13 protein-coding genes are annotated in these 15756 nt (G+C 53.1%); 1 reads left to right on the top strand and 12 read right to left on the bottom strand.

Annotated features, from left to right (window positions below; all coding sequences use genetic code 11):
• Positions 1 to 222: 222 nt before the first annotated feature.
• On the bottom strand, positions 223 to 2163 hold the full coding sequence (locus NIM72_RS02030) for a methyl-accepting chemotaxis protein (RefSeq protein WP_161736813.1): 1941 nt from the start codon (positions 2161 to 2163) through the stop codon (positions 223 to 225).
• Between the two features lie 521 nt (positions 2164 to 2684).
• On the opposite strand from NIM72_RS02030, the gene NIM72_RS02025 reads away from it, so the two are divergent.
• Positions 2685 to 3815, top strand: a complete 1131-nt coding sequence (locus NIM72_RS02025) for a Fic family protein (RefSeq protein ID WP_253418175.1) — start codon at positions 2685 to 2687, stop codon at positions 3813 to 3815.
• A 43-nt stretch (positions 3816 to 3858) separates the two neighbouring features.
• Here the strand turns inward: NIM72_RS02025 and NIM72_RS02020 are convergent, their stop codons facing one another.
• The 11 genes from NIM72_RS02020 to NIM72_RS01970 form a co-directional block, all read right to left on the bottom strand.
• Positions 3859 to 4605 (bottom strand): glucosamine-6-phosphate deaminase, encoded by a 747-nt coding sequence (locus NIM72_RS02020; RefSeq protein WP_161736811.1) that lies wholly within the window; start codon positions 4603 to 4605, stop codon positions 3859 to 3861.
• A 92-nt stretch (positions 4606 to 4697) separates the two neighbouring features.
• Positions 4698 to 6092, bottom strand: a complete 1395-nt coding sequence (locus NIM72_RS02015) for a glycoside hydrolase family 1 protein (RefSeq protein ID WP_253418173.1) — start codon at positions 6090 to 6092, stop codon at positions 4698 to 4700.
• A gap of 12 nt (positions 6093 to 6104) precedes the next feature.
• A complete protein-coding gene (bglF, locus tag NIM72_RS02010) occupies positions 6105 to 7964 on the bottom strand; it encodes a PTS beta-glucoside transporter subunit IIABC (RefSeq protein ID WP_253418171.1) in 1860 nt (619 codons plus the stop codon).
• 136 nt (positions 7965 to 8100) lie between these two features.
• Positions 8101 to 8934, bottom strand: coding sequence for a BglG family transcription antiterminator LicT (licT, locus tag NIM72_RS02005; RefSeq protein WP_161736808.1), 834 nt, complete (start codon positions 8932 to 8934; stop codon positions 8101 to 8103).
• A 163-nt stretch (positions 8935 to 9097) separates the two neighbouring features.
• Entirely contained in the window at positions 9098 to 10429 is a 1332-nt protein-coding gene (locus NIM72_RS02000; protein WP_253418375.1) for a carbohydrate porin, read from the bottom strand.
• A 720-nt stretch (positions 10430 to 11149) separates the two neighbouring features.
• Positions 11150 to 11491 (bottom strand): YebG family protein, encoded by a 342-nt coding sequence (locus NIM72_RS01995; protein WP_161736795.1) that lies wholly within the window; start codon positions 11489 to 11491, stop codon positions 11150 to 11152.
• A 156-nt stretch (positions 11492 to 11647) separates the two neighbouring features.
• On the bottom strand, positions 11648 to 12442 hold the full coding sequence (locus tag NIM72_RS01990; protein ID WP_003855101.1) for an SIR2 family protein: 795 nt from the start codon (positions 12440 to 12442) through the stop codon (positions 11648 to 11650).
• Positions 12439 to 12999 (bottom strand): non-canonical purine NTP pyrophosphatase, encoded by a 561-nt coding sequence (locus tag NIM72_RS01985; RefSeq protein ID WP_161736794.1) that lies wholly within the window; start codon positions 12997 to 12999, stop codon positions 12439 to 12441. The genes NIM72_RS01990 and NIM72_RS01985 overlap by 4 nt, the downstream gene beginning before the upstream one ends.
• Positions 13000 to 13149: 150 nt before the next feature.
• Positions 13150 to 14049 carry an ABC transporter substrate-binding protein gene (locus NIM72_RS01980; RefSeq protein WP_161736793.1) on the bottom strand — a complete coding sequence of 300 codons (900 nt, stop codon included), beginning with the start codon at positions 14047 to 14049 and terminating at the stop codon, positions 13150 to 13152.
• On the bottom strand, positions 14046 to 14840 hold the full coding sequence (locus NIM72_RS01975) for an amino acid ABC transporter ATP-binding protein (protein WP_253418169.1): 795 nt from the start codon (positions 14838 to 14840) through the stop codon (positions 14046 to 14048). The genes NIM72_RS01980 and NIM72_RS01975 overlap by 4 nt, the downstream gene beginning before the upstream one ends.
• Entirely contained in the window at positions 14824 to 15750 is a 927-nt protein-coding gene (locus NIM72_RS01970; protein ID WP_253418167.1) for an amino acid ABC transporter permease, read from the bottom strand. The genes NIM72_RS01975 and NIM72_RS01970 overlap by 17 nt, the downstream gene beginning before the upstream one ends.
• Positions 15751 to 15756 lie beyond the last annotated feature (6 nt).

Below are 15756 nucleotides of genomic sequence, written 5' to 3'. Positions count from 1 at the left end.
ATAAAAGGTGACGCTGGGACCATGTGCTGCTAAATAAGTTTCAGTGTGGCAATGGCCACAAGGACGAAGACGGGCGTACTCTGCTTCACCGGTGGTAGTTAATCACCCTATCAGTGTTAGCGAAAAGGGATGGCGCTCTTATCTCTTTGCGAAGGACGTATGCTATTTGAACCGCCGCCGCTTTATCCAGCAGCGACGGTTTTTCAGGAGTATCAGCCCGCTTTACGCCAGATGAAACTGCTCCACCGTCTGTGACAGTTGCTGCGCCTGATCTTCCAGTGAACTGGCAGCCGCCGACATCTGCTGCACCAGCGCGGCATTCTGCTGGGTAACACCATCCATTTCATTAACCGCTATCGTTACCTGACTGATGCCACGTGCCTGTTCGCTTGACGCTGTAACGATCTCACCGATAATTCCCTGCACTGAATTTACCGCCTGCATCATCTCCTGCATGGTCTTACCGGCATCGTTCACCAGCCGGACGCCACTTTCCACCCGTACGCTCGACTCTTCAATCAGTGCGCCGATCTCTTTCACCGCATTAGCACTGCGCTGGGCCAGATTACGCACTTCTGAGGCGACCACCGCAAAACCGCGCCCCTGCTCACCGGCGCGTGCTGCTTCTACCGCCGCGTTGAGCGCCAGAATATTGGTCTGGAAGGCAATGCTATTGATCATCGTGGTAATGTCGCCAATCTTTTTCGAGCTGTCATCGATCTGCGCCATGGTCTGCACCACTTCGCCTACCAGCGAGGCACCGCGACTGGCAATGTGCGTCGCGTTTTCAGTCAGGCTGGTCGCCTGCTGCGCATTGTCGGCATTCAGGCGGATCGTGGCGCTGATCTGCTCCATGCTGGCTGCAGTCTGCTCCAGCGCGGCGGCCTGTTCTTCGGTGCGTGACGCCAGATTCAGGTTGCCGCTGGCAATTTCGCCCGCGCCCTGTCGTACTGATTCACTGGAATCTTTAATCTGCCCGACAATCTGCCGAAGCTGGCTTTGCATAGTATGAAGCGCAAAGAAGAGGCTGCTGCGATCGCCGTTTTTCACTGCAATTGCGTTATCCAGCTTGCCATCCGCGACGGCCAGCGCAATATTTGCCGCTTCAATCGGCTCGCCGCCAATCGGCCGCAGCACCTTACGACTGAACAGCATGCCGAGTACGGTGCCGACCAGCAGAATACTGACCACCATCAGCAGCAGTGCCCACATCAGTTGCCGGTTGGCAGCAGCCATCACCTGACTGACCGGTGCGACAACGCCGAGATACCAGGGTTTGTCACTGTTACCAATCACCACCGGCTGCCAGGTGACTAATGCGTCTTCGCCCAGCACGGCATCAAAATGCTGTACGACTTTCGTCGTAAAACCATCTTTTTCGCCTTTCCAGGGCTTACCGGCTTCCTCTTTCACGGGTGAGGACACCACATTCCCGCCATTCGAGAGCAATAGCGCATAGCCGCTGCCCTGCCAGGGTTTGATCTGATTCACTTTCTGCTGCAGTGAGGCCAGTGAAATGTCAGAGGTGACGATCGCTTTTAAGGTCCCCTGATCGATAATCGCGGCAGCTACGGAAGTCAGCAATGTCGGCACGCCGTTGTAGGCATAGCTATAAGGTTCGGTAAGCGTATCTTTTTGTGATTTTTGCGGGATCAGATAGTAATCGCCCTGACCCGGTGTCAGATAGGAGAGAAGCGGATGCATCGCGTATTTACCTGATGCGTCACGATCCACAAAAAAGGCATAGCGTCCCTGTGGCGCCTGGCCCGGCTGTGACGCGAACTCCGCATCGCGGCCATCAAACGCATTCTGTTCGAATATCACCGACATCGACAGATAATCAGGGTTGGCGCGCAGCGCATACTCCATGACTTTATCGGCCACTTTACGGTCGGTAATAGCGGCCTGAGGCAACGCGATCAGACTTTGCCCGAGATGACTGGCAACATCACGGGCATGCCCCAGCTCCTGCTGCACCTGAAGCGCACGGCTCTGTGCAATCTGCTGCAGATAGTTTTCTGCGAGCACCTTCTGCTCTTTACCCGACTGCCAGCTGAGGACGCCGATGGTCACGGTAAATCCCAGCATAATTGTCAAACCACCCATGATCAGCATCTGCGCACGGGTACTCATTCTTTTCTTATGTGTTAACTGACTGGCCATAGTGATCCCCTGAAATTTACCTGGCTCAATACCTCCTAGTAGTTATGGTGCTCCTGAGATCATCTATCGGCGGCGTTTTTTTGAACTTTAATGGCCATTTCACCGCCGTGATGGGGGTCTCACAGAGCGTGATTACGGGAAGTTGATCGCAAAGGGATTATGGCGCTGCTAATGAACGGCCTTTTTTTGATCTGCAACAATACTGGTGCCCACCATTACTGTCAGTTTATGTCAACAGTTGCTGTAGCCCCCTTATCGCAGTGGAGATAGAACAATGATCGGTAAATCAGGATTAGCTATCGGGATGGTTGTCTGGCTGGCGTATGTCGCCTGGATCGTTCACTACTATTCAGACACCTTTATGCAGTTCTCCCGCTAAGCAAACAGGACCTTCGGGTCCTTTTTTTTGCCCTCAATTCAGCCGGGTTGACCTGTGAGCCAAATACTCGCTATTATCGGCTCATTCTGTGAGCCGAATAGCCTCCTTTATTCGGCTCATCCACCCTTAGCGTGAGCCGAATATGAGCATTACCTGGATCTGGCAACAGCCGGACTGGCCCGATTTTCAATGGCAGGATGCCGTGCTGTTACCGCGCCTGCGCCATCTGCAGCAGCAGCGCGGATTGCTGCTGGGCCGTGCCAGCCTGCAGTCAGACAGTGATTCGCAGACGCTGGATACTCTGTTAAGTAATATCCTTTCCTCTTCCGCGATTGAAGAGGAGCGGGTAAACGTACAGTCAGTACGCTCATCGCTGGCACGCCGGTTAGGCGTCACAGAAGAACAGCCTTATCCGGTCTCTGATCGCTCAGAAGGGCTGGCCGCCATGATGCTGGATGCCATCAACAACCGCAGTCAGCCACTGACGCTCGACCGATTATTTCAGTGGCATCACTGGCTCTTCCCGGCCGATGAATGGACGGTGCAGCGTCTGAGCGTCGGCACGCTGCGCGGCAGTGAGCCAATGCAGGTTATATCAGGTCGCATTGATCGCCCCACGGTGCATTTTGAAGCGCCACCGCGACACGGACTGGAGCCGCAGCTCGCGCAGTTTATTGAGTGGTTCAACAGCAGTCAGCAGGATGTGATGCTGGACCCGATGCTGCGCGCTGCCATCTGTCATCTCTGGTTTGTTACGCTGCATCCATTTGACGATGGGAATGGCCGTATCACCCGTGCGCTAACCGATCTGGCACTGGCGCAGGCCGACAGTCAGAGCATTCGCCTTTATGCCATGTCACCCGCTATCCTGGCGCAGCGTGCCGGTTATTACCGCATCCTGGAGCAGACGCAGAAAGGCGGCCTTGATATCACAGACTGGCTGGTGTGGTTTCTTGATATCCTGGATGAGAGCCTGAAGCAGGCGATGCACGTCATCGATCGTACCCAGATGAAAGCGCGTTTCTGGCTACGTCACCAGGGGATGGGATTAAGCGCGGAACAGGTGAAAGTGCTGAACCGGCTGCTGGATGGTGGCGAGCAGGGTTTCGAACGGGGGATCAGCGCCAGTCAGTATCAGAAGGTGGCTAAAGTGAGTAAAGCGACCGCGACCCGTCATCTGGCGGACCTGGTAGAGAAAGGTTGTCTTTACCGGCTTGAGGGTGGCGGCAGAAGCACCCGCTATCAGGTAGTAACAGATGCTAAAAAGCTATAGCGTTAATCACGTGATGTTCTGTAACGTTAACTACCAGGTTAGTTTAACCCTGAACATAACGCTCAAGCGACTCAGTACTTAATTGAGAGGCAGAAGCCCTGTCAGCGATAATTAACAAAGAAGGATGTAATTTCAGAACGGATGCAGGAATCTGCTCCGTCACCGCTCCCTCAATAACCTGTGCCAAAGCCCAGGCTTTATTTTCGCCGCTGACAATGAGTAACAGATTTTTTGCTGCCATAACGCTCATCGGCCCCATAGTTACATAATGATCAGGCACAGAGCTTAAATCACCCTTCATTTCAGTCCGGGCAATGAATTCAGCGAGATCACCCTCTATGGGATGCTTAACCACCGGGTGATGAAATCGGGTCAGGCCAGGGATGTTGCCGCAAAAATGTCCATCTGACCCCAGTCCCATTAGCACTAAATCTAATCCACCCTCCTGCTTTAACAGACGCTCAAAATCCAGAAAATTGTCATCGGTGAGTTTATGAATGTTCGTTTCTTTAATTTGTGCTGGTGACAGAAAAAGCTGACGCAGACTGGATATCGTAACGCCCTCACGATGTTGACCTTTGAACGCAATTTCATCAAAGTTATAGTAATGAACATGTGAATAGCCGGAGCGTCCGCCGATGGCTGAAACAAGATATTCGTACAATTTAGCAGGCGTACGACCTGCCGTTATCGCCAGATTCACACGTCGGTTTTGTGTCATATAACCCAACATATGATGACTTGCGATCTGGCTCATTTCATTATAATTGTCCGTCACGATCAGTTTCATTTCATCATCCCGTAATCGTTTTACTGACAAACATCAATGTGGCATCGCGACCTGTCGTGAGCCACAATGATGGGTATTAACAGGCAGTCATCTCACCCTTTAAGTGAGGCTCCGTTTGTCGCTATAACCTCCTGATACCAGTAGAAGCTTTTCTTGCGGCTACGCGCCAGCGAGCCTTCGCCATTATCATCGCGGTCAACATAGATGAAGCCGTAACGTTTAGAGAGTTCGGCTTTGGATGCGCTGACCAAATCGATTGGACCCCAGCTGGTATACCCCATGACCTCAACGCCATCTTCAATGGCCTCCCGCACCTGAACCAGATGATCGTGGAGGTAGCTGATGCGGTAGTCATCCTGCACGACGCCGGTGGCATCCGGAATGTCTTTGGCCCCCAGTCCGTTCTCAACGATGAACAGCGGCTTTTGATAACGATCCCACAACAGATTCAGCAAGGTACGCAACCCGACCGGATCAATCTGCCAGCCCCATTCAGAGCTCTGCAGGTGGGGATTAGGCACCATGCTCAGAATGTTACCGCGCATCTGCTGATTCAGCGCCTCATCGGCGGTGATGCAGCCGGACATGTAATAGCTGAAAGAGATAAAATCGACGGTCGATTTGAGTATCTGGCGATCGGCATCGGTAATATCCAGTTGGATATCGTTTTCGCGGAAGAAGCGCAACATATAGCCCGGATAAGCTCCCCGGCACTGTACATCGCCAAAAAATTGCCATTTCCGGTTCTCCTGCAGCGCTTCAAGCACATCATCAGGCTTACAGCTCAGCGGATAGACCAGCCCACCCAGCAGCATATTACCGATACTGGCTTCAGGGTTACTTTCGTGACAGGCTTTAACCGCCAGAGCACTGGCCACCAGTTGATGATGAATCGCCTGATAAATTTCGCCCAGGCTGCTGGTTTCTGGCAGGCCTACGCCAGTCATCGGCGCATGTAAAGACATATTGATTTCATTGAAGGTCAGCCACAACCTGACTTTTTTCTGATAGCGGGTAAACACCGTACGCGCGTAATGCTCAAAAAAGCCAATCACCCGGCGGTTTCCCCAGCCGCCATACTGCTGAACCAGATTCCAGGGCATCTCATAATGTGACAGCGTCACAAGTGGCGTAATGTTATGTGCTGCCAGCTCATCGAATAATCGGTCATAAAAGGCCAGGCCTGCTTCATTAGGTTGTTGCTCGTCACCGTTCGGGAAAATACGCGTCCAGGCAATTGAAACCCGCAGACAGCTAAATCCCATCTCTGCAAACAGCCTGATATCGTCCGGATAGCGGTGGTAAAAATCGATCGCCACATCTTTAAGGCTCTTACTCCCCGCAACGCGATCGACTACCGGGCCAAAAATCCCTTGTGGCTGGACGTCAGAGGTGGAAAGGCCTTTCCCCTCTTCACGCCAGGCGCCTTCAACCTGATTAGCGGCGACCGCACCACCCCATAAAAATGTATCCGGGAAAGTTTTCATCCTGTGCTCCTTTTACTGATGAATGATGCTGAGTAATGGCGTTCCTGCGGTGACAGCTGTCCCTGCCACCGTCAAAACTTCATGATACGCATCGCTGTTAGTGATAATGATCGGTGTTGCAAGGTCATATCCGGCATCAAGAATGGCCTGACGATCAAACGTCAGCAGCAGATCGCCGGGCTTAACCGTGTCGCCCACGTTTACATGTGCCGTAAAAGGTTTGCCATCAAGCCTGACGGTATCGATACCCACATGGATTAGCAGCTCAATCCCACTGTCACTCAACAGGCCGATGGCATGCCGGGTCTGAAACAGAGAGGCAACTTCACCCGCGAAAGGCGCAATGACTTTGTTGTCGGAAGGAATGATGGCTGCGCCCTGTCCCAGCAGGCCACTGGCAAAGGTCGGGTCGGGCACCTGATCAAGCGCGATTACGGTACCGGTCATCGGTGACAGAATGTCATCTTCGCCAGTTATCACCGGGGTTGCCGTAACTGGCACACTGGTAGCAGGCATACCCGCTACCAGCGTCAGGCTACAGCCCAGTATCAGCGCCAGTGTGGTCCCGGCAATACCACCCCATAACGTGGCGTCGACACCGCCAGGCGGGATCATCTGGGCGATAGTGAAGATGTTGGCAAAGCCAAAGGAATAAACGTGTGTGCTACTGAAACCGACAATGGCACCGCCGATAGCGCCCGCCACACAGCCAAAGATAAAGGGACGACGCAGGGGCAGATTAACCCCATAGACGGCCGGTTCGGTAATACCAAAAATCCCAGCGGTCACGGATGAACCCGCCAGCATCTTCTGCCGCGCATCCCGGCTGCGCAAAAAAACGGCCAGCGCCGCGCCAACCTGGCCCATGACAGCAGGCAACAGCATAGGCAGCATCGAGTCATGCCCCAGTACCGCAAGATTGTTAATCATCAGAGGTACCAGTCCCCAGTGCAAACCAAAAATTACACAGACCTGCCATAGCGCGCCCATGGCGGCGCCAGCCAGCCAGGGGGCCAGCGCATAAATCCACTGGTAGCCATTCGCCAGCATCTGACTTAAGGCCGTGGACAGTGGACCGATCACCAGAAAGGTCAGCGGCACAGTGATGCTCAGACAGATCAGTGGCGCAAAGAAGTTTTTCATGGAGGCGGGCAGCCGACGGGTACTCTGTTTTTCCAGCCAGCAACTCACCCATGCGGCGAGGATGATGGGTATCACCGACGCGCTGTAATTAAACCAGGTCACAGGGATGCCGAGAAACGCTTCCGTCATGGCGCCGGATTGCTGGCTGGCATTGAAGGCGGCAATCATCGTCGGATGAGTGAGCGCCCCGCCAATCACCAGGGTAATAAAGGGATTCCCGCCAAACTTTTTTCCGGCGGTGTAGCCCAGCACTAGCGGAAAGAAGAAAAACAGTGCATCACTTGCCGCAAACCAGATTTTATATGTTCCACCTTCAACAGAAAGCCAGCCGCAGACCACGGCCAGAGCCAGCAAGCCTTTGAGAATACCCGAGGCGGCAAGTATCCCGATAAACGGCGTGAAAATGCCAGACACAACATCGATCAGGCGACTGAAAAGGTTACCTGACGCCTTATCTTCGGCTGATGCAGGGGCCTCATCCAAAAGTCCCGCTTCAGCACGGACAGCCTGCCAGACATCATGAACATGGTTGCCAATCACCACCTGAAACTGACCGCCGCTTTCGACGACCATAATCACCCCCGGATTTTTCTTCAGTCCTTCCGCATCGGCTTTATGGTTATCTTTCAGTTTAAAGCGAAGCCGGGTGGCACAATGAACCAGACTTACGATGTTATCTCTGCCACCGATATGGCCGAGGATATCCTGCGCCAGCGTGTGATATTCCATCTCGATTTCCTTAAACCGATGTCCATGGACATCCGTTGACTGAGCCAAAAATAAAAAAACCCGAGAACGTCCTCCTTTCAGAGGCCGCGCTCAGGTTTTGCCTGCGTTAAGCAGTAACAATCCTGTTTGATGGGGCTTAGTGCCCCTCTTTCCTCACCCGCTCAATATGAATAGCGAGAAACATAATCTCTTCTGCGGTCAGCTCACGCTGATAGCTTTGTTGCAAATGCTGCGCGATTTTCACCGCGCATTTCCAGGCTTTGGGGTAGTTATCTTTTACTGCCGTATGCAATGAAACATCGTCATCGTCGACTACGGTTCGCGTCAGCATACGCTGCGCGAAAAACTTCAGATGGGTGACAAAACGCTGGTAACTCAGCGACGATTCGTTATATTCCAGCCGCAACTGATACTTCACCAGTTGCAGAATCTCCTGCATTACCCGCGTAACATGCATCACTTCCGGCATTTCGTTATTGAGCTGTGCCGTCACCAGATGTAACGCGATAAACCCGGCTTCATCCTCAGGTAGTTCGACATTAAGACGACGGGAGATGATTGCCCTGGCCTCCTGCCCCAGTTCGAACTCTTTGGGATAGAGACGTTTGATGTCCCACAGCAACACATTTTTAATCGCCAGACCTTTTTTCTGTCTTTCAATGGCAAAGAAGCAGTGGTCGGTCAGCGTGATATACAGACTCTCCTGCAGTTTCCCGAGACGCTGTATCGCAAGATCAATAATGCAATTGGAGGTCGTCATCACTTCAGGCGGGATTTGATGTAACAACTCCTCCAGCCGACGGACCAGCAGATCACTTTGTGGTGCAAACACTTTCTCAATTTGCGCGTCATTGAGACTGTCGCCGACGCGCTTCTGGAAGGCCAGCCCACGTCCCATGACGACCTGCTCGCGCCCCTGCTCATCCTGAACCATCACCACGTTATTATTCAGAATTTTGGCGATTTTCATCGGAACCCCAGAAACAAAAAAACCTGACATCCGGCAGAGGCCAGAAATCAGGTTTTGCCTGCCTAAGCAGTAACAATCCAGTCCGGGCACTCTATCAGTTTTATTCGTGACCTCAATCTGTCCGGGTAAAAAGCGTGACAGCGATCGAAATCCGCTTATTAACTTAAAAAGTAACCACCGTTTTGAGTTCAGTCACCCAGGCACCCTGTGTATGGGCAATACCCGCCGGACGATGCCAGTACTGAAGCCCGGGTTGCAGTTCCAGCCAGGAAACGGGGCGGAATCGGTAATAGAATTCTCCATTCAGTGAATGGCCAGGCACCGGATGATAAGCCGCATCGTTGTAGTCAGAAATACCACTGATCGTGTTCATGTAGCGCTGGTTACGCGCGTATTGATTGCTCATATCTGTCCAGGTCAGGCCAAAACCTATCCAGTCTTCAGGACGAGCGTCAGACAGACCCCGATAGCGGAGCGAAGCCGCATAGACCGAGTGCATGTAGTTAGTGCGTTGATCGGCCAGGCTCATACTGAATGAAGTACTTAACCCGCGACTTGCGTCATCCTGATGTCGCGTCAGTTGCTGATTAAGTCCGGCGTAAAGAAACCCTGTCCGGTTATGCTTCTCATCACCACCGGGATCACTGACTCCCGCGCCACCGGACCGGCCGCGATAGAGTTCAGTTTGCGGAGCATTGGTAAAAACTACGCCCAGGTTGTAGGCTCCCGGCAGGCCATTAATGATTGGGCGGGCTTCGATCTCAACCGGCAGCAGGACACCTTTGCTGCGTCGGGTGGAACCACTCCAGGCGTGATGACGACTGGAAGCGTCCGGGTTCTGCTCCATCACGCCGCCTTTCAAAGTGACAATGGGCGTTAACCGGTATTCGAGCGTGGTTCCCCATGTATGAACGTTCCAGTTATTCCAGGTTAGTGAGTTCGCGGATTTTCCGCCACACTGTGAAAGCATCTGGAAATCACAGGGTATAATCTGATCGAAGGTCTGAACCTTGTTCATCATTCCGATACGCCATGTTATACGCCGATCATCAAAACTTCGGGCAAAGGTCAGCCAGCCCAGTCGGGTAATAGATTGTCCGCCCCAGCTCTCCTGCGTGAGATCGTTAACATTCACGCGAGGATCCTGCACCCGTCGCGTGGTCAGATCATCGTTGTGATTGCGGTTAACAATGTTCGCTTCAATACGTGCATCGGGAATATTTGTCCAGCGCGACAAATCCTGATTAAAGGTCAAAGCAAACTGATCGATATAAGCGACGTGTGACGCATGATTGTATCCACCGCCGCCATTCCAGCCAATTTCATTCAGATAACCCAGGTTAAAGGTAAATCCATTATTGTTAAGCGATTTACGAAGACCATACATATCACCCAGAACGGGATCCGGTGGAGATTCAAACCCTAATACCGTTCCGCTCCATTCCTGCGCTGTCGACAAGGGTGAAAAGGTCAATAATGAGAGTGCGCACAGCATGCTTTTATATTTCATCTTAGCAACCTGTTTTTGATTTTAATGATGTACGGTTCGCAGGAGAGCCCTGAACCTGCTTTGCTCAACGTCATGTTTCCCTGGCCTGAATAGGTCGATTCGTTATCGCTATGGTTATTAATGATTTACGCTATGACGGAGTAAATTTATGGCAAAAAAAAACCTAAGCCCCCCACAGTGGTTAAGACTGTGGAACGCTTAGGTTTTGCCTGTTATCCAGTAACAACCCTACGCTGAAAACGGCTCTAACCTAACATTGCTTTTTAAAATTGAATAGCACTGCCGGATTATTTCACAAGAAAATGTGAGCCGATTAACAATTAATATCTCTTATTTAATGTGACTGGTGTTAATTAATATTTAAAATGAGGTAAGAAATCACCAGGAGAATATCATATTAGTTTTCTTGCTAATTCATTCAATTAAGACTGATGATGTTTATGCGTAGAGTTAAAATACGCAAACGGCGTCAAAGCTTAAAAATGAATGATCAAAAATCCAGATTATTGAATCCTGATTGATGCTATAGCGCTGAGTTCAAAAATGTAGCTGGTTGATTTGCGTGATTTACAGGGAGATTGCAGGCGGGCATTCAGCACAAGGAAATGACAGGAGGATGTGTTTTGTATGTCCTGACAAAAGGTCGGATAAATCCGTTAATTAGAAACAACAACGCCGGGAGGGTCGCTTCCGGCGTTGTGGCAATTACGCAGCTTTAACGGGGCGTACTTTCTTCGCAGCAGGCTCTTCCACCTGCTCATCCGCACCATTATCTGCCACGGCTTCAGGCTTCGTCGCGCCTGCGGACACGTCCGGCAGTTTGCTGGTACGCAGAATATGCTGCACTGTGTCTTTCTGCTCTGCAATCAGCAGGCCCAGCGTTTCTGCCTGAGATTCATCCAGTGCAGGTTGATGCTGTAACAGCCAGTCAGTAAAGGCTTCGGCCATATCGAGCATTTTGTCGTAGGCATCGGCCTCTTTCTTATTGGCAAACGTCATCTTCTCTTCACCCTTTCTGACTACAACAAATTTTGTTTCAACAGCCATCTTTTCGCCCTCAGGTACTGTGTATACATACAGTATATCATGCCGGTTATGCTTTGCCAGCAGAGAATCAAGTTTACTTGCTACGCGCAGGCTAACCTTAACCGGGCGCAGGTTTTTTTCTTTTTCCTGCCGCTTCTCTGCCAGAAGCCAGGCTGACTACACCAGCAGCTCTTCAAGGAACATCGCCAGCGCCTTACGCGGATCGTCTTCTTCGGAAACGATCACCTCGATCCCCCACTGCCCCAGCACCTCTTTGGCTACCGGGTTATTACGGTTAGTGAACAGATACGATTTGGGCCGGGCTGTCGCCAGCCCGGTGCGGCCCCACATCTTGGTCAGACGGTAAAACAGCAGGCGGATGTTGAAATCGCTGATGCTATAGCCGACAAACAGCACAGAGTTGCCCATTACGTCATGGGTCAGTTTGATGTCGAGCGGTGAGTCGAAATAGAGGCGTTCAAAATAGCTGCTCTCATCAAGCACGATAGAGGTGTCATCATCGAAGTCACCGTGCAGTTTGATAATGTGACGTTTATCTTCGGTCAGTGAGACCAGGTCAGCGGCGTTCGCCACTTTATAATAGGGAACACCGTGCGCATCGTGCGCTGCTTCCAGCCAGCGATCGTAGTTGGTAGTGTAGATACGCGAGAAATTACCCTGAGTAATCATGGTGTGAATTTCTGAAGACCGGACATCGATATCCGGGCGGTGCCACTCGCGATCCATCCAGCTGCGCAGCGGGCCAAGTGAACCTTTCTTCTGTTTGTAATATTCCGCCAGCGACAGATGCGTGCCGTAGGTATTAAAAATCTTAGGATCGTAGCCCAGCTCATTTGCGAGGTGAGCAATCAGTTCATGCCACTCGGGTAAGCCAAAATTGCGCGAAATACCGGCACCGGCAAAAAGAATCAGTTTGCCGGAATCATAGGCGCGTTTGAGTTCAGGTTTCATGCCACTCCCCGCGAGGTTTTTAAAAAGGTGGCGAAGCGATCCAGCGCGATGCGCCGCATTGAGATCTCGTTCTTGAGTTCGCCCATTTCTGCAAAGGTCTGCTCATAGCCTTCGGGAATAAACACGCAATCCCATTGAAAGCCGCGCGTTCCTGCAGGTTTAGGGGCGATGGTGCCGCGCAGTTCACCCGAGAACTGATACATTTTGCGGCCGTCGCAGTAGCCGAGCACCGTTTTGGCCGTCACGGCCTGGCTGTCCAGCCCCTGCACCAGCGCGGTAAAGCGCTCTGCGTCCAGGCGGTTCCAGAAGATGCGGGTCAGACCGGCCGGCAGACCATTCAGGCCGTCCAGATAGAGGCCGGTATGCTCCACAAACAGTGGCCGCCCAATCAGCGAAAAAGCTTTGGTCAGTTTATCGCGCACCAGGTCCAGCTCGTTTTCAGTCTGAATTTCTTCGATGCGACGGGCGATGGGCAGAACTTCGACCCCGATGGGTTCGAGTATTTTGCGCACCTCAGCCAGTTTTGGCTCATTGGCAGAAAGGAATCTGATTTTCATGGGGCTTCCAGGTCAATTACTCCGCCACGCAGTGAGGATTTTTACGAAAACAGGCGGGCAGGATAAATCACTAACGCTGGAGAGTGTAGTTCAATTCTGTGGGCATTAAATTGCAGAACCGGCTTCAGCAGGAGAGCCGGTTCTGTAGCCTCAGTAAACAATGCCCGGTGGATTCACCGTGGAGTGTGTAACCGCTTCATCCTGTTCACCCCAGCGGGCCAGCACCTGCTGATACTGCCCACCTGTAATGGTGCCATCCAGAGCGGCTTGTAAAGCCGGTGCCAGCCCATTGCCCTTTTTGGTGGTCACGGCAACCCAGGCGCGAAATGGACCGCTGCCAACCAGCTTTGTCTGTCCGCGTGAGGCCACTTTCCAGGCGGCCATCGAGTGCGGACCAAAGATCGCATCGGCTCGTCCCGACAGCAGCGTCAGCGTCGCTGAGGCATCATCGGTTAGATAGACTGGCGTCACCGCAGGCAGACCATTGGCCCGATTCTGCTGATCCCAGCTCAGCAAGATGCGCTCCTGATTGGTGCCCGACGAAACGATAATCCGCTTACCGGCAATATCAGGCGGGCTGTTTATCTGGCTGATTTTACTGTCGCTTTTTACCGCAAAGGCGTGGTTATCAGCGCGATAGGTTGCGAAATCGAACTTCTTCTTACGCTCTTCGGTAACGGCAATATTAAACATGGCGACATCATAACGTCCGGCGCTGATGCCCAGCGGCCAGTCTTCCCACGAGGCCGGAACCAGCTTCAGCTTTAACCCCAGACTGTCAGCCAGCAGCCTGGCAATGTCCGGATCGCTGCCGATCCGCGTGACGTTGTCAGACGCCAGCAGCGACAGCGGCGGAGAATTAGTCGCGGCGGTCGCCACCGTCAGCGTACCGGGTTGTATAAAGTGAAAGCCAGCCGGGATTTTCGCGATCGCCTGCGGATTCGCCGGGGCATGGATTGGCGTCTCATTTTTCAGCACATCGAGCTTCTCCGCAGCCGAACAGCTCAGCACCGGGAGCAGCGTCAGCGCTGTTAAGGTCAGCGCCCTCATAACACGCGCGCCAGGAAACGGCGGGTGCGCTCATGGCGCGGATTGTTCAGTACCTGCGTCGTGCTGCCCTGCTCAACAATCCGGCCATCCACCATAAAGACCACGTTGTCCGCCACTTCACGGGCAAAGCCGATCTCATGGGTCACAATCACCAGCGTGGAGCCGGAACGCGCGAGCTTTTTGATCACGTCGAGCACTTCACCGACCAGCTCCGGATCCAGCGCCGAGGTCGGCTCATCGAACAGCATCACGCGGGGATTGAGCATCAGTGCGCGCGCAATGGCGATACGCTGCTGCTGCCCGCCCGACAGATGACGCGGCCAGGCATCGGATTTATGGCGCAGGCCGACAATGTCCAGCAGTTCACCCGCCCGCGCTATCGCTTCAGATTTCGTCAGCTGACGATGGGCAATCGGCGCTTCAATCAGATTATCCAGCACACTGAGGTGCGGAAACAGATTGAAGTTCTGGAACACGTAGCCGACGTTGATACGCTGCCGCAGAATCGCCTTCTCTTTGAGTTCATACAGCTTGTCGCCGCGCTGCTGATAGCCGATATAGTCGCCATCGATCTGAATGAATCCCTCGTCGACCCGCTCCAGATGATTGATGGTGCGCAGCAGCGTGGATTTGCCGGAGCCGGATGGCCCCAGAATCACCGTGACCGAACCGGGTTCCAGCGACAGCGAAACATCATCCAGTGCTTTGTGTTTACCAAAACGCTTGGTCACGCCGGTAATAGTGATGGCACCTGTTGTGTGAGAAGTGCGGTAATCAATGGCTTCGGACATGGCTGATCTCCTCGGTCGGATGAAGTGGCGTGACGCGATTGCGCCATTGTTGCCAGCGCGAAGGCTGCGGCTCACGGTTCACGCTGCGGGCCAGCCAGCGCTCAACGTAATACTGAATCACGGACAGGACGGTGGTGATAATCAGATACCAGGCGGCACCGACCATCAGCAGCGGGATCACTTCCTGATTACGGTTGTAAATCATCTGAATGGTATAAAACAGCTCCGGCATCGCCAGCACGTAAACCATCGAAGTCCCTTTTGCCAGACTGATGATCTCGTTGAATGCGGTCGGAATAATGGCGCGCAGCGCCTGCGGCAGAATGATGCGGAAGGTCCGGCGTGAGGCGGAAAGCCCCAGCGCGGAGGCGGCTTCAACCTGCCCGTGATCGACGCCGAGGATCCCGCCGCGGATAATTTCTGCACTGTAAGCCGCCTGCACCAGCGTCAGACCAATTACCGCCGCCGGGAACTGGCCCAGCACATTAATCGTCTGAAATGCGCCCCACGACAGGCCGGTAAATGGAATGCCGATCGACAGCGTGTCGTAGAGGTAGGAGAAGTTATAGAGAATGATCAGCACCACGATCAGCGGCAGCGAACGGAACAGCCAGATGTAGCCCCACGCCAGCGTGCTCAGCAGCCACGATGAGGAGAGACGTGCCAGCGCCAGCAGACCGCCGAAAAAGAGGCTGAATATCGTGCCCAGCAGGGTCAGCAGTAGCGTCTGACCCAGACCGTGCAGGATCACCGGATCGAAAAACCAGCGGGCAAACACGCCCCATTCCCAGCGCGGGTTAAAGGCCACTGACTGCACCACACCCGCCAGGATAAACAGCGCCAGAATAGCGCCGGCGGTGCGCGCCGGATAACGTGCCGGGACCACCTGTAGATGTTGATGTTTGCTCATCGTCAC

It is taken from the genome of Pantoea sp. B550 (assembly GCF_024158165.1).
Lineage (GTDB): Bacteria > Pseudomonadota > Gammaproteobacteria > Enterobacterales > Enterobacteriaceae > Pantoea > Pantoea alfalfae.
This window is presented reverse-complemented; position numbering and strand designations above follow the sequence as displayed.

What these genes read in the sequence shown, in the direction of transcription:
- NIM72_RS02030 (WP_161736813.1), bottom strand. Translation starts at nt 2,163, where the DNA reads ATGGCCAGTCAGTTAACACATAAGAAAAGAATGAGTACCCGTGCGCAG.
- bglF (WP_253418171.1), bottom strand. Translation starts at nt 7,964, where the DNA reads ATGGAATATCACACGCTGGCGCAGGATATCCTCGGCCATATCGGTGGC.
- NIM72_RS01990 (WP_003855101.1), bottom strand. Translation starts at nt 12,442, where the DNA reads ATGAAACCTGAACTCAAACGCGCCTATGATTCCGGCAAACTGATTCTT.
- NIM72_RS02020 (WP_161736811.1), bottom strand. Translation starts at nt 4,605, where the DNA reads ATGAAACTGATCGTGACGGACAATTATAATGAAATGAGCCAGATCGCA.
- NIM72_RS02015 (WP_253418173.1), bottom strand. Translation starts at nt 6,092, where the DNA reads ATGAAAACTTTCCCGGATACATTTTTATGGGGTGGTGCGGTCGCCGCT.
- licT (WP_161736808.1), bottom strand. Translation starts at nt 8,934, where the DNA reads ATGAAAATCGCCAAAATTCTGAATAATAACGTGGTGATGGTTCAGGAT.
- NIM72_RS02025 (WP_253418175.1), top strand. Translation starts at nt 2,685, where the DNA reads ATGAGCATTACCTGGATCTGGCAACAGCCGGACTGGCCCGATTTTCAA.
- NIM72_RS02000 (WP_253418375.1), bottom strand. Translation starts at nt 10,429, where the DNA reads ATGCTGTGCGCACTCTCATTATTGACCTTTTCACCCTTGTCGACAGCG.
- NIM72_RS01985 (WP_161736794.1), bottom strand. Translation starts at nt 12,999, where the DNA reads ATGAAAATCAGATTCCTTTCTGCCAATGAGCCAAAACTGGCTGAGGTG.
- NIM72_RS01995 (WP_161736795.1), bottom strand. Translation starts at nt 11,491, where the DNA reads ATGGCTGTTGAAACAAAATTTGTTGTAGTCAGAAAGGGTGAAGAGAAG.
- NIM72_RS01975 (WP_253418169.1), bottom strand. Translation starts at nt 14,840, where the DNA reads ATGTCCGAAGCCATTGATTACCGCACTTCTCACACAACAGGTGCCATC.
- NIM72_RS01980 (WP_161736793.1), bottom strand. Translation starts at nt 14,049, where the DNA reads ATGAGGGCGCTGACCTTAACAGCGCTGACGCTGCTCCCGGTGCTGAGC.
- NIM72_RS01970 (WP_253418167.1), bottom strand. Translation starts at nt 15,750, where the DNA reads ATGAGCAAACATCAACATCTACAGGTGGTCCCGGCACGTTATCCGGCG.